Origin of the sequence: Vibrio fortis (assembly GCF_024347475.1) — a bacterium.
GTDB lineage: Bacteria > Pseudomonadota > Gammaproteobacteria > Enterobacterales > Vibrionaceae > Vibrio > Vibrio fortis.
In genome coordinates this window covers 848,345-868,242 of sequence record NZ_AP025487.1, presented here as the reverse complement: position 1 = coordinate 868,242, position 19,898 = coordinate 848,345, and the positions used below count along the sequence as shown (strand labels likewise).

Annotated in this window: 23 protein-coding genes; 18 read left to right on the top strand and 5 right to left on the bottom strand. The window is 45.6% G+C overall.

The annotated features are described in order from the left end of the window. Window positions 1-25 precede the first annotated feature (25 nt). The 3 genes from flgA (at window position 26) to OCV50_RS03925 (ending at window position 1,762) form a co-directional block, all read left to right on the top strand. Window positions 26-772, top strand: a complete 747-nt coding sequence (gene flgA / locus OCV50_RS03935; RefSeq protein ID WP_261903757.1) for a flagellar basal body P-ring formation chaperone FlgA — start codon at window positions 26-28, stop codon at window positions 770-772. Between the two features lie 201 nt (window positions 773-973). Further along, window positions 974-1,291, top strand: coding sequence for a flagellar biosynthesis anti-sigma factor FlgM (gene flgM, locus OCV50_RS03930; RefSeq protein WP_261903756.1), 318 nt, complete (start codon window positions 974-976; stop codon window positions 1,289-1,291). 45 nt (window positions 1,292-1,336) lie between these two features. After that, window positions 1,337-1,762: a flagella synthesis protein FlgN gene (locus tag OCV50_RS03925; RefSeq protein WP_261903755.1), complete on the top strand. Its 426-nt coding sequence runs from the start codon at window positions 1,337-1,339 to the stop codon at window positions 1,760-1,762. 193 nt (window positions 1,763-1,955) lie between these two features. On the opposite strand, the gene flgP is transcribed toward OCV50_RS03925, so the two are convergent. Both flgP and OCV50_RS03915 read right to left on the bottom strand, forming a co-directional pair. After that, window positions 1,956-2,387 carry a flagellar assembly lipoprotein FlgP gene (gene flgP, locus OCV50_RS03920; protein WP_261903754.1) on the bottom strand — a complete coding sequence of 144 codons (432 nt, stop codon included), beginning with the start codon at window positions 2,385-2,387 and terminating at the stop codon, window positions 1,956-1,958. Between the two features lie 9 nt (window positions 2,388-2,396). Beyond that, window positions 2,397-3,032, bottom strand: coding sequence for a FlgO family outer membrane protein (locus tag OCV50_RS03915; protein ID WP_255231222.1), 636 nt, complete (start codon window positions 3,030-3,032; stop codon window positions 2,397-2,399). A 192-nt stretch (window positions 3,033-3,224) separates the two neighbouring features. On the opposite strand from OCV50_RS03915, the gene OCV50_RS03910 reads away from it, so the two are divergent. After that, window positions 3,225-4,358, top strand: coding sequence for a flagellar assembly protein FlgT (locus OCV50_RS03910; protein WP_261903753.1), 1,134 nt, complete (start codon window positions 3,225-3,227; stop codon window positions 4,356-4,358). A 126-nt stretch (window positions 4,359-4,484) separates the two neighbouring features. Beyond that, window positions 4,485-4,991: a Fe3+-citrate ABC transporter substrate-binding protein gene (locus OCV50_RS03905; RefSeq protein ID WP_261903752.1), complete on the top strand. Its 507-nt coding sequence runs from the start codon at window positions 4,485-4,487 to the stop codon at window positions 4,989-4,991. A gap of 111 nt (window positions 4,992-5,102) precedes the next feature. Here the strand turns inward: OCV50_RS03905 and OCV50_RS03900 are convergent, their stop codons facing one another. From OCV50_RS03900 to OCV50_RS03890, 3 genes are read right to left on the bottom strand one after another with little or no spacing between them, the layout of a single operon-like run. Next, entirely contained in the window at window positions 5,103-6,338 is a 1,236-nt protein-coding gene (locus OCV50_RS03900) for an NAD(P)/FAD-dependent oxidoreductase (protein WP_261903751.1), read from the bottom strand. Between the two features lie 23 nt (window positions 6,339-6,361). Beyond that, complete coding sequence (locus tag OCV50_RS03895; RefSeq protein ID WP_261903750.1) at window positions 6,362-7,429, bottom strand: methyltransferase; 1,068 nt, start codon at window positions 7,427-7,429, stop codon at window positions 6,362-6,364. A gap of 27 nt (window positions 7,430-7,456) precedes the next feature. Beyond that, window positions 7,457-7,846 carry a hypothetical protein gene (locus tag OCV50_RS03890; protein ID WP_239843050.1) on the bottom strand — a complete coding sequence of 130 codons (390 nt, stop codon included), beginning with the start codon at window positions 7,844-7,846 and terminating at the stop codon, window positions 7,457-7,459. A gap of 71 nt (window positions 7,847-7,917) precedes the next feature. Between OCV50_RS03890 and OCV50_RS03885 the strand changes: the two genes are divergently transcribed. The 13 genes from OCV50_RS03885 (at window position 7,918) to OCV50_RS03825 (ending at window position 19,894) form a co-directional block, all read left to right on the top strand. After that, window positions 7,918-8,655: a beta-ketoacyl synthase chain length factor gene (locus tag OCV50_RS03885; RefSeq protein WP_261903749.1), complete on the top strand. Its 738-nt coding sequence runs from the start codon at window positions 7,918-7,920 to the stop codon at window positions 8,653-8,655. Then, a complete protein-coding gene (locus OCV50_RS03880; RefSeq protein ID WP_261903748.1) occupies window positions 8,648-9,415 on the top strand; it encodes a lysophospholipid acyltransferase family protein in 768 nt (255 codons plus the stop codon). Before OCV50_RS03885 ends, OCV50_RS03880 begins: the two co-directional genes overlap by 8 nt. A 105-nt stretch (window positions 9,416-9,520) precedes the next feature. Continuing rightward, on the top strand, window positions 9,521-9,781 hold the full coding sequence (locus tag OCV50_RS03875) for a phosphopantetheine-binding protein (RefSeq protein WP_032550101.1): 261 nt from the start codon (window positions 9,521-9,523) through the stop codon (window positions 9,779-9,781). 12 nt (window positions 9,782-9,793) lie between these two features. Further along, window positions 9,794-10,051, top strand: coding sequence for an acyl carrier protein (locus OCV50_RS03870; RefSeq protein WP_261903747.1), 258 nt, complete (start codon window positions 9,794-9,796; stop codon window positions 10,049-10,051). Next, window positions 10,051-10,608 (top strand): COG4648 family protein, encoded by a 558-nt coding sequence (locus tag OCV50_RS03865; protein WP_261903746.1) that lies wholly within the window; start codon window positions 10,051-10,053, stop codon window positions 10,606-10,608. Before OCV50_RS03870 ends, OCV50_RS03865 begins: the two co-directional genes overlap by 1 nt. Window positions 10,609-10,612: 4 nt before the next feature. Further along, window positions 10,613-11,992: an AMP-binding protein gene (locus tag OCV50_RS03860; RefSeq protein WP_261903745.1), complete on the top strand. Its 1,380-nt coding sequence runs from the start codon at window positions 10,613-10,615 to the stop codon at window positions 11,990-11,992. A gap of 46 nt (window positions 11,993-12,038) precedes the next feature. Beyond that, on the top strand, window positions 12,039-12,401 hold the full coding sequence (locus tag OCV50_RS03855) for an ApeI family dehydratase (RefSeq protein ID WP_261903744.1): 363 nt from the start codon (window positions 12,039-12,041) through the stop codon (window positions 12,399-12,401). Then, entirely contained in the window at window positions 12,394-14,157 is a 1,764-nt protein-coding gene (locus OCV50_RS03850) for a glycosyltransferase family 2 protein (protein ID WP_261903743.1), read from the top strand. The genes OCV50_RS03855 and OCV50_RS03850 overlap by 8 nt, the downstream gene beginning before the upstream one ends. Next, complete coding sequence (locus tag OCV50_RS03845) at window positions 14,135-15,679, top strand: HAL/PAL/TAL family ammonia-lyase (RefSeq protein WP_261903742.1); 1,545 nt, start codon at window positions 14,135-14,137, stop codon at window positions 15,677-15,679. Before OCV50_RS03850 ends, OCV50_RS03845 begins: the two co-directional genes overlap by 23 nt. Before the next feature lie 32 nt (window positions 15,680-15,711). Next, the gene (locus OCV50_RS03840) at window positions 15,712-16,206 is read left to right on the top strand and encodes an acyl-CoA thioesterase (protein WP_261903741.1); all 495 of its coding nucleotides are present in this window, start codon (window positions 15,712-15,714) and stop codon (window positions 16,204-16,206) included. Beyond that, window positions 16,193-16,915 (top strand): outer membrane lipoprotein carrier protein LolA, encoded by a 723-nt coding sequence (locus OCV50_RS03835; RefSeq protein WP_315974625.1) that lies wholly within the window; start codon window positions 16,193-16,195, stop codon window positions 16,913-16,915. Before OCV50_RS03840 ends, OCV50_RS03835 begins: the two co-directional genes overlap by 14 nt. Beyond that, a complete protein-coding gene (locus OCV50_RS03830) occupies window positions 16,887-19,247 on the top strand; it encodes an MMPL family transporter (RefSeq protein ID WP_261903740.1) in 2,361 nt (786 codons plus the stop codon). Before OCV50_RS03835 ends, OCV50_RS03830 begins: the two co-directional genes overlap by 29 nt. Further along, window positions 19,247-19,894, top strand: coding sequence for a DUF3261 domain-containing protein (locus OCV50_RS03825; RefSeq protein ID WP_390905118.1), 648 nt, complete (start codon window positions 19,247-19,249; stop codon window positions 19,892-19,894). The genes OCV50_RS03830 and OCV50_RS03825 overlap by 1 nt, the downstream gene beginning before the upstream one ends. Window positions 19,895-19,898 lie beyond the last annotated feature (4 nt).

The following is a 19,898-nucleotide window of genomic DNA, read 5'->3' as shown; positions in this document are numbered from 1 at the left end:
GGCTACGAACCATCAGAGAAACAGAATGACGTATCATAACTCAAATCTGCAACCATTTTCCATAACAACATGTAGAGCTTTTTTTAAAATTGTCGCTAAGTTTATCGGCATTATATCAATATTGTTTAGTTTTTTTGCACAAGGTGCGACATCAGAACAAATTGAGGCGATTCAAACCGCGGCTGAGCAACATATTCTCGACACGGTTGAGCAGCCAATGGGTGGTGAACTCTTGGTTCAATCTGCCAATGTAGACTCAAGGATCAAGGCAACAGATTGCCCTATACCCTTAGAAACCAGTGCCTCTACAGCTACCAATACTCGCAGTAGCATTACCGTGCTAGTGCAATGCGTTCCTGATGAATGGCGTGTATACGTCCCAGTTCGACTCTCTATATCTGCACCTCTAGTCACTGCAACACGAACCATCGCGCGAGGCGAGATAATCGGTCAATATGATGTCACGACCACCATGATTTCACTTAACAAATTTCGCCGACAAGGTTACACCCTTCCTGAACAAGTCATCGGAGCCAAAGTAAAAAAGAACCTGCGCCCTGGTGATGTTATTGAGAGAGGTGATATTTGCGTCGTTTGTCGTAATGAGAAGGTTATCATACAAGCTGTTAAAGGTGGCATGACCATTACCACAAAAGGCACTGCCTTAACAGACGGTTCAACCGGTGACCAAGTAAGAGTGAAAAATGATAAATCACAGCGTATAATTGAGGGAATCGTTACTGATATGTCGGAAGTGACCGTTCATTTTTAACAGATGAGCTGTCAGCACTCTTAATTAATAGATTGCAACATAATTCGACATAAGAGATTTGTTTCTTTGTTAACATGTTATCCTGCCAAAATGGTACTCTGTTAGCGATTTCAACAATCGAGTTAAAAATCTCTAAAGTAATTGAACCAACGGTCGATAGTGACAGTACAGGTTCCCATATTCGTAGATAAAGGCTCAACTATGGCAGGCATTGATAATATTCGTTCAGGCCAAACCCTAACGACAACTAACCGCTCTACAGCGCGCACTGATACTAGCAGTTCGCAAGCGTCGAGCTCTGATGTATCGGCAAAGCCCGCAAGTAAAGATGCGGTATCACTAAGCCAACAAAGCAAAGCGATTGGTCAAATGCACCAAGACATGGCCGCGCAACCAAGTTTTGACCAAGTTAAAGTCGCAGCGATTAAAGAAGCCATCGCAAACGGCTCGTACACTGTCGATCCAGAGAAACTGGCTGACAACATGATCAAATTCGAAAACGAGCTTAAAGGCCTATAAGTTCGTTTATCGTTCAACTGACTATAAGCTCGATTAGGTTTTTGTATGGCGGCACTCGCAGATTTAGTTAATTTTCAACTTCAAAGCGCCCAAGCTCTCTCTGAACTGCTGAGTTCGGAAAAGAGTGCCATTACCAGTAGAAAATCGAGTGAAATTGAACGTATCGCTAAAGAAAAAGTTGTTCTGGTTGAGCAATTAAAAAGCACCGATCAGAGAATAGCAGCTCACACCAATGTAGCAGAGCTAAACGAAAAGCCAGAGCTCATCGATCTCGTTGCTAAAATTCGCTCTATTATTCACGACTGCCAACAAGCAAATCTTGTTAACGGCGAAGCACTCAGCCGTGCACACCTTAGCTTCAACAAGCTCAGCAATATGATGCAGCAAAGCCACGGAAAAATAGGCATGACATACAATGCCGGTGGACAAACGCATACCATCTCTACGTTAGGAACCAACGTAAAAGCATAGCCCTATTCTTCCACACGACTACTCGCTCTTGTTGTAAACGAACAATACTGTAAAAGCACAAATGTTGTAAATCGCGAACATAAAAAAGCGGCAAGTATCCAATACTTGCCGCTTTTTGCTTCACTATTACTGTTTTTATCTGCCGCTTGCCATCTGGAAAGCCAGCAGCAGAGTGACTATCAGCTAAACATCATTAGAAAAGTGTCTGTTGTCTCTTCTCTGGCACAGCTTGAACTTCGCCGTAATCACGCAGTTTGTCCATCTTCTTGATATCAAGCTGCAACTCGGTCACGTAACTGTCACCCACTGGGTAACTGCGCACCACTTCTGCACCGCGAATCACACCATCAACAGCACCTGAAGTCAGCTCTGTACCTAGGCGTTGATCTTCAAGCTCAGCACGACCGCTCACTCGCATGCCGTAGACTTGTTCTGCCAGTTCACGGTACGCATCAATCTTTGAAGCACGCATTGCTCGAATGCGTTTCTCTTCGTCATTACGCCCTTTTTGCTCACTAATACTTGCGTAGCCAACCGCCACCAAGAAATCATCAGGTCGCATACTTTGCAATGGTTGGCAGCCAACAAGTAATAGTGCTGCGATTAAAAATATCACCTTCTTCATGACAGGCTCCTATGGGCGAAGAATAACCGTATACGGCTGCTTAATGGTTGGGTCTGAACGAATGATCACGCCATCTTGAGTACGGATGCTATTCAATGTGTCTAAGTCACGACCAATACGGTCAGCTGGCAAAAACCCTTGAGCTGAAGCGACAACGATGCGTGTTTGCATGCCCACAACACGAGCGTTTACTAACACACCACCTTCTTGTCTAAGCATAGTGCCCGTTAGAACATATTGAACGTCCTGCTCTTGAGCAAGATCTTTCCAATCTCGACTCAAAGCAAAATCACCCTGTTGTGTCACTTGAATCGAGCCTGTCGTTTTAAAGTCGACGACTTTGAAGCCACGACGCTGAAACTGGTGGATAAAGCCTTCAGATACTGAATTACCTAACCAGTTGGTCGAATCCATATGTTGCAAGTCTACAAACGACGTTACGGCAATGGGTGTACGAGCCGATACGCTGGTGTTAGACAGAATCAGATCTTCGGTCATACTTTCAACAAAGTAGTCCATTGTATGACGTGGGCTATCCATTAACATAAATTGGCTACCTGAATACTCAGTTTTACCGTTATAGATAGGCGAATAAGCACATGATGTAATTAGCATTACACTGATTACCACAAGCCATTTTTTCATTGTGTTATCTCCAGATGTTTTAGTACCAGACTGTGCAATCGATTCTCACCATTCTTTCCTTCAATGGATTACAATGTTGGAACAGTCCTTGCTTTTGATTAATTGTTCACATTAATAAAAGCGGCACTCAAATCAGCAATTCGCTTCTGATAATTTGTTAAGCAATATTTATACCCAACTGGTAACGAATAGATGAAAAAAATATTTTCCACACTATTTTCAATAGGTTCACTGCTCAGTATGACCTTTAATGCTCATGCATCTTGGTTTGAGGTTACCGGTACTGCAGCAATTGTCGCGTCTGAAGATGCGGCAAGAGTTCATGCGCTTGAAGATGCCCTATACAAGGCTATGCAGTTTTCAGGGGGAGATATTGGCAGTATCGCGAACCTAACGCCTTACCTGCAGGCAGAACAAAAAGAGTACCAATTCACTAACCACGAAGTGAGATACATCCTCGTCGATAAAGAGAGAAAGCGCAGCGGCAACATTATGATTACCGCTCGTATTGATATTTACCCTTCGGCAAATGGTTGCCATGAGAGCCAATACAAAAAGACCTTCTTGGTCGGCAATGTAGATCTTGCTTCACCTCAACAAGCCGTAATGGGACGTGTCTACAACATCGGTGATGACTTTAGCCACGTGATCAACCGACAACTTTCGCAAGAGTCACGCAGCTTCGTTTCGGTTGGCACAACCGATTATGAAATTGACCGACGTCAGCCTGAGACGCTGAAAATGATCGCGCAAGATCACGGCGCGCAGTACGTCATTGGCGGTACGATTACTGATTTGACCGCGACCATCGAATCTAAGTTATTGAAAGACGATGTCATTAACCGTCAGTTTGCTTTAGAGATGCAAGTCTATGACGGCAAAACTGGCCATCAAGTTTACAATCGTAGTTACCGCGAAGTGGCAAAATGGCCGTTTCCAAAAACCAGTGAAGTGGATACCAAGAGTGCACGCTTTTGGGCATCTACCTATGGCAGTATGATGCTACGAGTAAGCCGCAATATCATGCTCGATTTAGAGTCCGAAGTGTCTTGCAAAATCACACTACCTGAAGTGGCTGCCGTGTTTGGCAATACTGTGACAATGGACTTAGGTCGACTGCATGGCGTTCAACAGGGTGACAAACTTCAGCTATGGCACACTGGCTCGTTTATCGACCAAAATGGCTTGCCTCGCAACAAAGTGTCAAAAAGCGACATCACTCTTACTGTGACTCGTGTCTACGAGAATGAAGCGGAATTAACCATTGAACAGCCAAACTTAGCCGGCAGCATCCAAATTGGCGATGTGATGCAAAAGATCATGTAACCCATTAAGATATATAACAAAGCCCTGAACAAAAATTCAGGGCTTTATTTTTTCCGGCCATTTGGTTTCTGTTTTTCTGATATTTGGCGTAATCTTACTAATAACATAACCATCAATTAGTAAGCTATGAGTGAGAATAACCTGATTGGAGCCACCGGTTACCGCTTCATTTCAAAAGGCAAAACTGCATACAAAATCCATATCCACACGCCTGACGATACTGTTTTGCATCGGTCGGTTGGGTTCGTGCGTCTTGGAGAAGAGAAGGCTCTCAAGAAAACCATTAAGCTCCGCGATGAACTCGGTAAACAACTTTGGGGGAAATTCTGGGGCAAAGTGCTCAAAGACCCGTACCTCATGACTAGGTTGCCACACAGTCTAGAGCCGAAAATCGTCTTCAAGCCTAATCCGACTCAGAGCGATCCTGAGCATCGCGACGAGTGTTATATCGCTAAATGGCGAGTGTATGCCGAAAACGGTGAGTACAAGTATCGAACTAAGGTGTGCTCCATCAGAAAGCATGGCAGGCTTGCTGCATACAGCCAAACCAAACGCGCACTGTTGGAGGCGCATAAAGATGTGATTGATCTACTGGTATTTATGGGGCGCCTTAACAGCATTGACCTCAAGTAATCATGAGTTTTTATCGCCAACCCGGCTTCTCCACACCATAAAATTTTTGAGTGACAAAAAAACAGCGACCGAAGTCGCTGTCTAATGATGAGTATCAAGTCACTAAGACACTTAGCACAACTCAGCCAGAGCCGATAGACGTCGCTGAGACTCTTTCACATACGGATTAGACTCATCCCAAGCGTAACCAGCTAAGATTGAACAAACCATCTGCTTAATTTTTGGATTGGGTTTCTCATAGAAAATCACATCTTGCAGTGAGCCAGAATACCACCCCTCAACATAAGTGCGGAATGTATTCACCCCTTTCATTAAAGGCTGTGCATATTCTTTGTCCCAATCCACCGCTTCGCCATTCACATGTTTGGCAACGCAATCTACCGCATACTCGGCAGACTTCATCGCAATGGTAACGCCAGAAGAGAATACTGGATCTAAGAACTCACCAGCATTACCCAACAGAGCGTATCTATCGGTCGCTAAATGTTTCACGTTAGCCGAGTAACCACCAATTTCACCTGCCGGATTCGAATACTCTGCTTGGCTTAGAATACGCTCCAAACCTGGCTCTTCACTGGCTACCTGCTTGAGCAACGCAATCTTATCTTCAGGATAGTTTTCAAAGAAACTTGGTTCGCCGACCACCCCAAACGAGGAGATGCCGTTGCTAAACGGGATCAACCAATACCAAACGTCTGGGTTGGTCGGATGGACAGAAATAAGAATTTTATTCCTATCATACTCTAAGCCATGTTGCGCCGATTCAATGTTATCTTGGATATGAGTAAATACCGCCTTGCGAGGAGGCAAACAAGATGGCTCCTCAAGGTTTAGCATTTTAGGCAGAACACGACCAAAACCACTGCCGTCCAACACATAATCAGCCTCAATCTGGTACGGTTCATCCCCTTCCGGTTGAACATCCAAAATTGCGTACTGGTCCGTAAAACGAATATCGATTAGCTCATGCTGGTAATCGATAGGCACGCCTTGCTTTTGCGCCTCATCGGCAAGCACTTTATCAAAAGTACCTCGCTGAACCTGAAAGGTGGTACCTGGGCCTTTAGAGAACTTGTCTTGAAAGTCGAAGGCGGTATACACCCCACGCTTTCGAAACGCGGCTCCATCTTTGTATTGGAACTGAGCGGATATCACAGCTTCCGTCATACCGGCTTGTTCAATCACTTCCATACAAGCTGGCAGCAAACTTTCGCCAATCGAAAATCGAGGGAAAACGCTCTTCTCAATCACACGAACGTCTACCCCTTTTTTATGTAGCAAAGCAGCGGCAATAGAGCCTGATGGCCCTGCACCGATAACCACAACTTGAGTCTTTATTTTTCTCATGACTGTCATCACCCAATTAAGCGCTAAGCTGCTTTAAGTTCAAGGAGCGTATGGCCTAAACCGATATCATCCGTTCGCGTTACCACTTCAAACCCAGCTTCCGCAACAATTTCTAAGAAGTCTTCACTGCGATAAAATCGGCTATTTCCGTTGGCTAAACAGGTGAAATAAAGCGATGTCGCATTAAGACTGTATGAGGCTGCATCGTATTTTTGCGCATCCCAAAAAAGCTCCAGAATGTACACAGTGGCGTGTTCAGACATGTGCGAACGCACGCGCTTAAGTATGCTCAAGATCTCCATGGGAGAAAAACAATCTAAGAACTGACTCATCCACCATACATCTGCGCCCGTTGGCAGCGATTGCTGTTTATCCAACATATTGGCGGGATAAGGCTTAATACGCTCTTCAAAGCCCTGTTCTTTCGCATTGGCCATTGCCATCTCAAGCTGCTGTGGCAAATCAACAATCGTGATTTCAACATCGGAATTGTATCCACAACATTGCAGCGCCCATTTACCGGTATTGCCACCAATATCCACCAGCGATTTAGGCTGCTTCTGAAAGACTTTTTCCAACAAGATAGGAAAGGAGCGATCTGAGTAAAAGTGATCAAAATTAAACCAACTCTCTTTGGCTTTTTCAGGCAACTGAGATAAGCCTTGATAGATCGTCTCCCATTGACCTAGCTCCTTCAGGCCCGCTGGCGTGCCATTTTGAATCGCTTCGGTTAGATGCATCATCGCGGCGTAACAAACATCCGCTGTAAAATCCATATTGGCTTCGGTCATACCATCATGCAGTAAATAGAAGCCAAGATTGGCCATTCGATAATTTGGCTTTTCCCACAGTACAATGTGAGCACTTAATGCCATATCAAGGAGAACTTTAACGCCGTATTCAGAGACACCGGTTTTCACCGAGATATCTTTTGCGTCTAAACCTTGTTCACCAGCCTCATCGAGAGCTTTCAATATTCCTAAATCACGCAACGTGCGTGCAGTGTGAAATACAATCGGAGCAAAAGAGAGCTTCTGAGCCTCTGTTTTCGCCTGCAACGCATTAAATGGATCTAAATTATAATCGGACACAAAAAACCTAACTTATTCTTTCTAAAACTATTCAGCAGCCATTTGCGCTAGCTTTCTTTTAATATCAACGTTCAGGTTATTTACCCAACGATTGTAGTTACGGTGAATCTCACCATCGTCATATTTTAGGTTCTCTGACTCTACGTAAAGAATCGAATAGAACTTATCGCTGTAAGGAATTTCAACCACCGCATGGTGAGAGCGAACATAAAGCTCGGCACGAATAAGGCCAGGTTTAACTTCAGAAACCAGCCAGCCACGATCAACAGCTGATTCATAAATTGCTGATTTTACCTGTTTACTTTGAAGATTCAGTGCAACTGGAGTATCCTCAACGTTCATAACTGGCTGTACGCGACCACAACCTGCGAGAACCAAAACGAATAACATCGAAGCTGCAATTTTGAATAATTTCATTGTATTTCCTTACCTATATTTGTCTTTATCTCGCATAGTATTTAATTAGACCCAATTCAAATCAATACTCTATGTCAAATCAATCTCATTTAATGTCGTTTAATATTGAAAAATGGTGTGCGAATTCGCCAGGGCTTATGACTCAGCCGGATTGGGAGGCATGGAGTACAACGACGCAATGGCCAGAAGACGAAGCGACGCAATTCAAATCGATTCCTCCGATGATGCGCCGTCGTATGAGCTTGCAAAGTAAGCTTGCCGTGCAAACCGCACTAACGTTACTTGAAGACAACGACATCCATTTTCTTGTGTTTGCCAGTCGCCACGGTGAACTGCACCGAACAGCGACTCTGATCCAATCCATTCTAGAGGGTGAAGATGCCTCTCCAATGGCCTTTTCCCAATCCGTTCATAATACCGCAGCTGGGCTTACAACGATTGCTGCTAAAGCACCGATTCCTTTGAGTTCAATCGCATCTGGCGTCGATACATTTCACAGCGCATTAATTGAAGCCTATCTTTATCTGACTCAATATCCAGAGCATAAAGTCATGGTTATTGATTTCGACCAGCCCCTGCCGGAACTCTATAAAGAGTACGAAACTCAAGATTACTCTGACTACGCAATGGGGGTCGTTTTGAGCCAAGGAAATGACTATTCTCTCACCAGAGAAACTTCGGCTATCGAGACACAAGAGACACGCCTTCCACAAGGTTTGCAGTTCCTTCAACACTACCTACTGAACGACTCAGCTTGGCAAATTTGTGGGAAACGTCAAACATGGTCTTGGGTTAAGCATTGTGAATAAACTCAATCAATATTGGCGCGTATTCGCTACAGGGCTTTGTTTCTCTATTTTTGGCTTAGGTGGTTTAGTTCTCAGCTTTATCGTCCTACCCCTTTTTGCCCTCACGACTTCCAATACCATTGAACGCGAACTCAAAGCACAACGTTTAATCCGTTTCACGTTCAATGCATTTTGTCGAATCATGAAGTTTACTGGCGCAATTGATTACCGCATTGATGGCATAGAAACCCTACAGCAAGACCGTAACTGCATCATTGTGGCCAACCACCCTAGCCTAATTGATTACGTCCTTATCGCCTCTCAATTACCTCAATGTGACTGTCTGGTTAAGGCTGCTATTTGGGAAAACCCGTTTATGAAGCGCATTGTCCAGGCGGCTGGCTATATTCCAAACCAAGCGCCCGATGATCTTCTTGAGCGATGTGAAGAGCGTTTTGCTCGTGGCAATGTGTTATTGGTGTTTCCTGAGGGAACACGCACCACGCCAGGCATCACGCCATCTTTACAGCGAGGGGCAGCTCAAATTGCCACACGAACTGAGACCGATTTACGCGTCATTCATATCACGGCAACCCCCTCATTTCTCACCAAAGAGAAGAAGTGGTACCAAGTTCCTTCGACTAAACCCTTTTTTCATGTCGCAGTCAAAGGTAAAATAGAAGTGACACCCTTTATTGAGAGCTCAAATAATTTAACTTCTGCAGCAAGGCGCTTAAATCGACACCTTGCGGAAAATATTTTTCCAGAGCAAGAAAAATAAGCCTCTCAACACCCTTTTGATTTGGGTAAATGGCATTCTATGCGATTGCATTTACTCGCAGTGCCGCACATTGCGCGCATGTAAACATATGACAAGTAGGCCAAAGTGGAAACATTACATAACGAACTAAAACAGCTGATCATTGATGCCCTAAACCTTGAAGATATGAGCATTGATGAAATTGAAACGGAAGCTCCATTGTTTGGTGATGGTTTAGGTCTGGACTCGATTGATGCTCTCGAACTTGGCCTAGCAATTAAGAAGAAGTACAACATCGTGATCGATGCCGATGATTCGAATACACGTCAACACTTCGCTTCTGTTGCTAACTTAGCAAACTACATCACATCTCAAACGAATAACTAGAAAGATTTCCTTATGACACAAGCAAACCAACAAGAAGTATTTAATCAGGTTAAAGATGCGCTTATCGAGCTATTCGAGCTAGATGCTGAAGAAATCACGCCAGAAGCACACCTTTATCAAGATCTTGACCTTGATAGCATTGACGCTGTGGATCTCGTTGTCCACCTACAAAACGTGACAGGTAAAAAGATCAGACCTGAAGAGTTCAAAACAGTACGCACCGTAAATGATGTGGTTGAATCTGTCGTTGAACTACTAAAGGACGCATAGTGCGACCTCTGCTGACATTACTGTCGGCACTGATCATTTTCTCTTATCCAATAGCGGTCTATTTTGGGCTCAATAAATTTGGCCTTCAAGCTGTAGGAGGAGTGCTGGCCACCGTGTTTCTGGTAAGAATCATGACCGGTGGTCAAGCGAAGATCAAAGAGCTTAAACACCTTGCTTGGGTGAGTGGCGTAGCCGGTCTGATATTGCTGCTGCTGGGCATGGTCTTTAAACAGCACGGCTGGCTCACCTACTACCCTGTTATCGTTAATGTGTGCATGTTCACTGTGTTCGCGCTGAGCCTCACGCAACCTCAAACGATTATTGAGCGCCTTGCCCGATTGCAAGAGCCTGAGCTACCGCAAAGTGGCATCGACTATACAAGAACCGTTACGAAAGTATGGTGTGGCTTTTTCGCTCTTAACGGTACTATTGCACTCTATACTTGTTTCCAATCTCTTGAGTTGTGGACTCTTTACAACGGTTTAATCAGTTATTTATTAGCTGGTCTTTTATTTGCCATTGAGTGGATCGTCCGACAACGTGTACGCCAAAGCTAACATTATGAACCAAAGTTCCCGCTATACTTCCCTCGCGCAGCTATTTCAAGCTAACAGACCTCTAGATTCCGTTGTCTGCTTTGATGACAAGTCACAGATCAGCTGGCAAGAGTTTCAAGGTGATGTAGCAAAGCTTTGTCGCCTATTATCCGACTCCCCAGCTCAACGTACCGCTATCTGCACTCAAGACAGCTACCTTTTTACGGTCGCATTTATTGCCTGCGCATTGTCCAATAAACAGATTGTTTTGCCAGGGAATTACCAGCCGGAGGCTCTTTCGGAACTAAGCCGTGAGTATGACCTGCTATTGGTCGATGAGAGCATTGAGGTGGTAAGCAATACCAACGTACTACTCTTAACCAATCAACTCTTTCAGGCTGAAGTGAGCGAACTGGTCAGTAAATCTATCGATCTTCGCGCGGTAAGATTGGTTCTATTCACTTCTGGCTCAAGTGGTACACCGAAAGCGATTCATAAAACGTTAGAGCAGCTTGATATTGAGATTGCTGAACTGAGCAAAAACTGGCAGTCCATGCTTACAGGCAGCCATGTCCACAGTACAGTCTCGCATCAACATATCTATGGTTTACTATTTCGCATCTTGTGGCCGCTCTGTTCATCCGTCCCTTTTTCGCGCTTCAATTTAGAGTATCCAGAGCAAATCGTTTCGCACGCCGACTCACAAATGGTATTGGTAAGCAGCCCTGCTCTTTTAAAACGCCTCTCGCAAGAGCAAAGTGCAAAGCCTTTGGTGGGTGTTTTCTCATCTGGCGGTCCACTACCGCTAGAAGCTGCCCAGCAGGCTCGCACTCTTTTTGGTGAACTACCGATTGAGGTGTTTGGCAGCACAGAAACAGGCGGAATTGCCTACCGCCAGCAGCTTGATGCTCAAACCCCTTGGCAGCTCTTCTCTTGTATTAAGGCTCAACTCAATCAAGAGAATTGCATCAAATTACTTTCGCCTTATATCGATAAAGAGCAGTGGTATCAGACGGCAGACGAATGTGAAATGGTGTCTGACAGCCAATTCATTCTTAAAGGCCGAACCGATCGGATTATCAAGATTGAAGAGAAACGTATCTCTTTGGTTGAAGTTGAAAAGCGTCTTGATCAGCTAGCGTGGACTAAAGAGTGTGCCGTTATCCCATTTGAAGAGCCCAATCGTTTGATTCTCGCTTCTGTCATCGTTCTTTCCGATGAAGGAAAACAGATGCTAAGCAGTGTCGGTAAAGGCAAGTTTTGGTTACTATTACGCAATGAGCTAAGAAAGTGGCTTGAACCGATTGCGGTACCAAGGCGTTTTAGAGTGGTTGAAGAGATCCCACTCAATAGCCAAGGAAAGCGCCTCACTCCGCAAATAGAACAGATTATAAACGCGCAGTAGTTCGCCCTAAGCGACATTATGACAACAATAAAGTAAAGCCAGTGTTATGGACAAAAGAAAGCCAACCATTTTACAGATTGAGACTGAAGCAACTAAGTCGACACTAACGCTTCAAGTGGATGCCGATTTAACCGACTTTAAGGGACACTTTAAGGATTTTCCTATCCTGCCCGGCGTCACTCAGATTGATTGGGCGCTCGCTTATGCTGTCCAAGAGTTAGCCGTTCCATCTCAGTTCAAGGGAATGGAAGTGATCAAATTCCAAGAGCCTATCTTGCCTGATGCCACAGTGACCTTGGCATTAAGTTGGGACTCGGATAAACAGAAATTGGCGTTCAATTACACGTCTGATGGCGGTAACTGCACTCACTCTTCTGGCAAAATGAAACTGGGAGAAAAAGGTGAATAACGCAGCGAGTATTGAAAACAGTTCAAGCTACCAAGCCTGTTTTTTAATCCCCTGCTACAACCACGGCTCTACAGTGGCAGCGGTTATAGAATCCCTCAAAAGCTATGCACTGCCTGTTATCTTAGTGGATGACGGAAGCAACAACGAAACCAAACAGCACCTACAACCATTGGCCGAATTAGATGATGTGACCTTGGTTACTCTAGTGGAAAACCAAGGTAAAGGCGGTGCAGTAAAAGCAGGAATTGAACGTGCTCAGCAGCTTGGTTTCAGTCATGCCATTCAAATTGATGCTGATGGTCAACACGATTTAAAGGCTCTGCCCAAGCTTCTGGAAAAATCGCAAGCTTCTCCAACCCATCTTATTTCTGGTCAGCCTGTCTATGATGACAGTGTGCCTAAGGCGCGCCTCTATGGCCGCTATGCCACACACATTTGGGTATGGATTGAGACTCTCTCTTTCTCAATTAAAGACAGTATGTGCGGCTTTCGTGCCTATCCGATTGCGATTACCCAAGCGGTGCTCGACAAATACGATGTTGGCTCACGCATGGACTTCGATATCGAGGTTCTTGTTCGTCTCTACTGGGAAGGCTGTGACATTGATTTTATCGACACGCGCGTTATCTATCCAGAGGGTGGCATCTCGCACTTTGATGCTTTATGGGACAACGTAAAAATCAGTTGGATGCATACTCGCCTCTTTTTCGGCATGCTACCACGCGCTCCAAAGCTGATTGCTCGCCACTTTAGTAAACCAACGTCGGCGCAAGCTCCAGCAGACGCAAGTAATCAACCCCACTGGTCTCGCACCCAAGAACGCGGAACCGTACTGGGGATCAAATTACTGTTAATGATCTACACACTCCTCGGACGCGGTGTATTTAACCTCATCCTCAAAGGCGTGATGCGTTACTATCATCTCACTGGCAAACGCGCGCGCGAGGCGTCTGAGCATTATCTGCATACATTGAAGCTCTACGCAGAGCAACACAACATCGATTTGCCAAACAATCTCGACAGTTATCACCACCTACTTTCGTTTGGCCATACCATGCTCGACAAACTTGCTGCGTGGAAGGGAGATTTCTCCGTTGATAACCTAACGATTCATGGACAAGACCAGTTTGAGAGCATGGTCGAGAATGAGCAGGGAGTGGTCATTCTTGGGTCACACCTTGGTAATATCGAGCTGTGTCGCGCACTCGGCCGCAGACACTCGCACATTAAGATCAATGCATTGGTCTTCACTGAACACGCGGAACGTTTTAACTCGGTAATGAAAGCAGTCAATCCAAACTCAGACTTGAACCTTATTCAAGTGAGTTCGATGGGCCCTGATACAGCAATCTTGCTGCAGCAAAAACTGGAACAGGGTGAGTGGATTGTGATTGTTGGCGATCGCACCTCCACCAGCAAAGAGAGTCGCTCGGTATGGGCTGAGTTTCTAGGACAAGAAGCACCATTCCCTCAAGGGCCATTTATGTTAGCTTCTGTGCTTAAAGCCCCCGTATTTCTACTCTTTGGATTAAGAGACGATAGCAGTAAAAAACCTCACTTTAATGTCTACTTTGAACATTTTAGCGACAAGATAGTCTTACCAAGAAAGACTCGCGAACAGACATTGCAACAAGTCGTTCAGCAATACGCAGACCGACTTCAGCACTACACATTGAAGGCACCTCTTCAGTGGTATAACTTTTTTAACTTTTGGACATTGAGCAATCAGCACCATGACGACAAAGAATCAAAATAGCATCACATTTGGTGCAGAACGCCTAACGATCGAAGACGTTGTCGCGATCTCTCAAGGTGCATCAGCAAGCATGAACACCGACCCAGCGTTCACGTCTAAGATTGACCGAGGCGTGGCTTTTCTTGAACGCCTGCTAAAAGAGGAAGGGGTGATTTACGGCGTGACGACTGGCTATGGTGACTCATGTACCGTTGCTATCCCGCCAAACTTAGTCGATGAGCTACCTCTGCATCTGACGCGCTTTCACGGCTGTGGCCTTGGTGAAACCCTTACTCATGATCAAGCGCGTGCTGTATTGGCGACTCGCCTGTGCTCACTGTCTCAGGGCGTATCTGGCGTAACTCATGACCTGCTCAACCAAATCGTTACTCTGATTAACCACGATATTGCTCCACGTATACCTCAAGAAGGTTCTGTCGGAGCAAGTGGTGATTTAACACCGCTCTCTTACCTAGCAGCAGCATTAATTGGCGAACGTGATGTGCTGTACAAGGGAGAAGTGCGCCCAACCAGTGATGTATACAATGAGCTTGGTATCACACCAATCAAATTGAAGCCAAAAGAAGGCTTGGCGCTGATGAACGGGACATCGGTGATGACAGCGCTGGCTTGTATTGCTTACAAACGTGCTGAATATCTGTCTCAACTTTCGACCAAGATCACCGCCATGGTGTCTGTAGGTATGCACGGCAATGACTTCCACTTCGACGAAGCACTGTTTGCTGTGAAGCCTCACCCAGGCCAACAACAGGTTGCGGCTTGGTTACGTGATGACCTGCAAGCGGATCGTCCACCACGCAATAGTGACCGTCTGCAAGATCGCTATTCACTGCGCTGCGCACCACACGTAATTGGTGTGGTTGAAGATTCACTGCCGTGGCTACGTCAAATGATTGAAAACGAGCTAAACAGCGCGAACGACAATCCAATCATTGATGGTGATAATGAACGTGTACTGCATGGTGGTCACTTCTACGGTGGTCACATCGCTATGGCTATGGACACATTGAAGACTGCAATTGCAAACCTTGCCGATCTGCTTGATCGTCAAATGGCACAGCTGATGGACTATAAATTCAACAACGGCCTACCATTTAACCTGACGGGCGCACAAGGCGAGCGTAAGCCAATCAACCACGGCTTTAAAGCAGTACAAATTGGAATCTCAGCTTGGACAGCAGAAGCGCTCAAGCACACTATGCCAGCAAGCGTTTTTTCACGCTCAACCGAGTGTCATAACCAAGATAAAGTCAGCATGGGCACCATCGCTGCGCGTGATTGTCTGCGCGTACTAGAGCTAACAGAGCAGGTTGCTGCGGCTTCATTGCTGGCAGCGACACAAGCGCTAGAACTGCGTAAACGCGCTAATGAACTCGACGAACATCACATGAGTGACAACTTAAAACAGATCCGTGATCAAGTGATGCAAGAATTTGAGTTCGTTGTTGAAGACCGACCGTTGGAAAGCGATCTGCGTCTGTTTATTCAGCGTATTCAACAGCAGCACTGGACACTGTACTAAGCCACCTAATTGTATCGACGAAAGAGCCAACTATGTCTGACATCCTTCATCCACTTGCCGCTGAGGTTACCATTGTGACCTCATTTCAAGACGCCGATCCAATGGGCGTTATCTATCATGGCAACTACTTTCGCTTTTTTGAAGAAGCAAGACGCGTCATGATGGACAAGCTAAAGTACAACTATATTGAGATGAAGGATTCAGGCTACATGTGGCCAATCATTGATACTCGAGTGAAGTATGTTAAAGCGATCCCATTTAATCATGAGATCAAAGTGACGGCACGTCTCACTGAGTGGGAGAACCGCCTGCGTGTCGACTATGAAATCCACGATGCAAAGACTGGTCAAAGAATGACTCGTGCCCACACAATGCAGGTAGCTGTTGCGATTGAGACGGAAGAGATGTGTTTTGCATCGCCAAGTGCATTCACAGACAAAGTCGAGCACTGGCATCAATATGGCTGCTTGAGTGAAGAGCAACCGTTCACCGCCCCCAATGAGAAAGCTTGCCATGAATCCACTTAACTTTCGTTTGCTTGCCTCTTTAGTGACACGCAGCAGAGTGTTGTTGTGCTGTTTTTTGAGCCTATTAGTCACAACGACTAATGCTTGGGCTGACTCAGCTGCTACTGCTACTGCTACTGCTACTGCTACTGCTACTGCTACTGCTACTGAAGTAAAGACACTTGCTGAGCTACAGACAACACTAAGTCACCAAGCCATTATTCGTGGTGACTTTACTCAAACGCGTACGATGGAGATGTTCGATCAGCCACTATTGTCGCAGGGAACCTTTCTGCTTGATAAAGCAAACGGCCTGTTGTGGAACCAAACCACACCATTCCCAGTAAATCTAGTTCTGACTGATAACAAATTGAGCCAACGCTTTGGCGAGCAGCCTGCGCAAGTGATCACCGATAAAGAGAATCCAATGGCGTTTTACTTCAGCCATATTTTTCTTTCGGTGTTTCATGGAGATACTCAGAAGCTGACAGAGCAATTTTCGCTGGATTTCTCTCCAAGCGATATAGATGCAAATTGGACTCTATCTCTAACGCCTAAACACGCGCCAATGAATGCGGTTTTTGAACGCATTGTATTGCAAGGAAAGCGCGATATTGAACGAATAGAACTCAAAGAGATCCGCGGCGATAGTACACAGATCGAGTTCTCCAACTTCAACCACCAACCACAAAGACTCACGGATGACGAAGCACAGCAGTTCCAACTATAAATTTGCCCTAGCCTGGCTTCTCCTCGTCACTTTTTTTAGCGGATTGTTAATCAAACAATTCGCTTTTTCGTCTGCAGCACCGATTGAAACCAACATTCTGAAGTTGCTGCCCGAGAACCAACAGGATCCGTTGGCAGAGCAAGCATTCCAGCAACTTTCCAATTCAATGAGCGAACAGGTACTGTTCCTCGTTTCATCGGAATCGACAAAGCAAGCTATTGCGGCTGCCACAAGCTTTGAAAACAAACTAAACCATGAAATGTTTGCCAGTGATTCTCCGTTGTTCTCCAAAGTTCAGGGAAAAGTTAGCGCCAACATGCAAAGCCAGTGGAGTGATTTCTACTTTCAACATCGGGCTCAACTCCTTACTGAACAGCAAAAACAAACCTTGGAACATACTCCAGAGAACCAAGTTCAATATGTCATTCAATCGCTGTACAACCCTTTCTCTGGCGTAACCGCAACAGAGCTATCACTCGATCCGTTTTTACTGTTTCGCGATTACATTAGTGAAGTCGGCAAGACTAGCAGTAACTTCACCCTTCAAGAGCACTACCTAACAACGCAGTCTGCAGGTAAAACTCATGTGTTGATCACCGCTACTCTTGCCGGGTCTCCTTACAGCCTGAAAACCCAAGAGAAGCTTCCTCAGGTTGAAGCGATAGAGAGCGATATTAAAGAAGAATTCGATGTCGAAATTGCACACACGGGCGTGGTGTTTTATGCCGACTATGGAACCAAAAGTGCCAAATCTGAAATCAATACTATTGGTCTTGGCTCCTTAGCTGGAATCGTTGTTCTAATCTGGGTGACATTTCGCAGTGCCCTTCCCCTCGCTCTATCGCTAATCTCTATTGGTACGGGTCTATTGGTTGCGCTGGCGAGCACAGTTGCGATTTTTGGCCAAGTGCATCTATTCAGTTTGGTGTTTGGTGCCAGCTTAATTGGTGTCTCGATTGATTACTCTTTCCACTACCTCACAGATCGACTGGTTGCAGGTTCTCGCTGGCAAAGTGTAAAGGGCCTCAAGCATATTTTAATGGCGATAAGCCTCGGTTTAGTCACCAGTTTAATCGGCTACTTGGGGCTGCTCATCGCTCCCTTTCCTGGCCTACAACAATTAGCAATGTTTTCGTCTATTGGCCTATTTGCCGCTTACGCAACCGTGGTTTGCTGGTACCCGCTGCTCGCCAAACGACCAAGTAAAGACCGACCGCTACCGCTCGCCTCGCTATTGAACGCATGGCTCCAGCTTTGGAACAAACCTACCTTGCGTTACGCCTTGCCGATATTCATTTCCGTATTCAGCATCATCGCGTTAACCCAGATTCAATACGATGATGACATTCGTCAGCTGCAAGCGATGCCAGACACTTTAAAGGCGCAAGAACACCTCATCACTTCTGTATCAGGGATCGGCAGCAGCCAATCTATGCTGTTAGTGACTGCTGGTAACAATCAAGCACTGCTTAAATCTCTGCAACGCGTCGGCGATCAGCTAGATTTGCTGGTCAACAATGGCACCCTTTCAGGCTATAGAAGCATCCATCAGTTGCTACCGACAACCAACGAACAGAAACTCAATTATCAATTGGTCAGCGAGCTATACCGAAACCAGAGTCAATCCCTACAAAACGGATTAGGCTGGGCAAGCTTTCCAGAGCTCCCAGACTATCGTGAGATCTCTGTAACTGACTTCTTACGCTCACCGGTTTCAGAACCGATGCGCGCGCTGTGGCTTGAGCCAATCAACGGTCAACAAGCCGCGATTGTACTGCTTCAAGATATTCATGACCCTGCACGATTTGATGCGTGGTTAAACAGTAAAGAGACTCAACTTCTAGGCACCAAATATCTGAATAAAGCGGATGAGATCTCTTCACTGTTTTCAGAGTATCGAGTCAAAGTTCTGGAGCTACTTTTGGTAGCACTTGCCGGTATTGGATTAGTTTTAGGCTGGCGCTACGGCCCGAAGAGAGCCATCATCATGCTGCTGCCATCCATCATTGCAGGTGCCGCAGGACTTGGCATCACTGCCATAGTTGGCTCAAGTATTAATCTTTTCAATCTACTGGGTCTAATTCTAATCTTAGGCATCGGTATCGATTACACCCTATTCTTTGCAGAACAGAAAAAATCGCTCGGCACCCTGCTCGCGATATCTCTTTCTGGCATCACAACCCTGCTCTCTTTTGGATTGTTATCGCTTAGCCAGACTCACGCTATTCATAGCTTTGGTGTCACTGTGCTCACGGGTATCTTTGTGGCGTGGTTACTTTCCCCGATGGCGATAGGGACTGAAGGTAATCTCGCGAAAAGAAGGAAACAATAATGATTCTACCCCATCTGAAAACATGGCGATATTCGATGAAACTCGGGGCAGCCTTGATACTTGTCGCTACCTTGAGTGCGTGCTCTCTTGGCCCGCAGAACACACGTCAAGCTATGGTTACCATTGACGAGACAACACAAGTCGCGCTTCCAAGCCCTGAGACATTAGGCTACAGCTTAACCGCTAGCCAGCTCATTACAGCGAGTTGGAGTGATACACAACAACAGCTTCCTGTTCAACTTCAAGTGAATGAAAACAAGGTGGTGCTCGCAGGGTTTTCCTCGTGGGGCACCCGAATTTTATCTCTTCAGTATCAAGATGATACAATCGAGACTCAGGTCTTAACTGGGCTGGATAATGCCCTGCCAGCGCCAGAACAAGTGCTGTTCAATCTCATGCTCACTCTGTGGCCGATTGAAGCATGGCAACGCTCGATGAGTGATATAGATTGGTACATTGTTGAAACCGACAATCAACGTGTCGTCTATGATGAGAGCAATACACCAATCATTGAAATACACTATTCATCGGCGGACAATCAACAGAAAGTAGAAGGAGATATTGTGTTCGAACACCTCACTCAGGATTATCGAATCAATATCCAAACCCTGAGCTCAAACCTAACTACTCCAGAAACGAAGAACTAAACAC

Bases quoted from the DNA above. Each gene is read 5' to 3' on its own strand.
- OCV50_RS03860 (WP_261903745.1), top strand. From the start codon at position 10,613: ATGAACCAAAGTTCCCGCTATACTTCCCTCGCGCAGCTATTTCAAGCT.
- OCV50_RS03825 (WP_390905118.1), top strand. From the start codon at position 19,247: ATGATTCTACCCCATCTGAAAACATGGCGATATTCGATGAAACTCGGG.
- flgA (WP_261903757.1), top strand. From the start codon at position 26: ATGACGTATCATAACTCAAATCTGCAACCATTTTCCATAACAACATGT.
- OCV50_RS03840 (WP_261903741.1), top strand. From the start codon at position 15,712: ATGTCTGACATCCTTCATCCACTTGCCGCTGAGGTTACCATTGTGACC.
- OCV50_RS03885 (WP_261903749.1), top strand. From the start codon at position 7,918: ATGTCAAATCAATCTCATTTAATGTCGTTTAATATTGAAAAATGGTGT.
- OCV50_RS03870 (WP_261903747.1), top strand. From the start codon at position 9,794: ATGACACAAGCAAACCAACAAGAAGTATTTAATCAGGTTAAAGATGCG.
- OCV50_RS03845 (WP_261903742.1), top strand. From the start codon at position 14,135: ATGACGACAAAGAATCAAAATAGCATCACATTTGGTGCAGAACGCCTA.
- OCV50_RS03910 (WP_261903753.1), top strand. From the start codon at position 3,225: ATGAAAAAAATATTTTCCACACTATTTTCAATAGGTTCACTGCTCAGT.
- flgP (WP_261903754.1), bottom strand. From the start codon at position 2,387: ATGAAGAAGGTGATATTTTTAATCGCAGCACTATTACTTGTTGGCTGC.
- OCV50_RS03830 (WP_261903740.1), top strand. From the start codon at position 16,887: ATGACGAAGCACAGCAGTTCCAACTATAAATTTGCCCTAGCCTGGCTT.
- OCV50_RS03890 (WP_239843050.1), bottom strand. From the start codon at position 7,846: ATGAAATTATTCAAAATTGCAGCTTCGATGTTATTCGTTTTGGTTCTC.
- OCV50_RS03915 (WP_255231222.1), bottom strand. From the start codon at position 3,032: ATGAAAAAATGGCTTGTGGTAATCAGTGTAATGCTAATTACATCATGT.
- OCV50_RS03905 (WP_261903752.1), top strand. From the start codon at position 4,485: ATGAGTGAGAATAACCTGATTGGAGCCACCGGTTACCGCTTCATTTCA.
- OCV50_RS03835 (WP_315974625.1), top strand. From the start codon at position 16,193: ATGAATCCACTTAACTTTCGTTTGCTTGCCTCTTTAGTGACACGCAGC.
- flgM (WP_261903756.1), top strand. From the start codon at position 974: ATGGCAGGCATTGATAATATTCGTTCAGGCCAAACCCTAACGACAACT.
- OCV50_RS03855 (WP_261903744.1), top strand. From the start codon at position 12,039: ATGGACAAAAGAAAGCCAACCATTTTACAGATTGAGACTGAAGCAACT.
- OCV50_RS03925 (WP_261903755.1), top strand. From the start codon at position 1,337: ATGGCGGCACTCGCAGATTTAGTTAATTTTCAACTTCAAAGCGCCCAA.
- OCV50_RS03900 (WP_261903751.1), bottom strand. From the start codon at position 6,338: ATGAGAAAAATAAAGACTCAAGTTGTGGTTATCGGTGCAGGGCCATCA.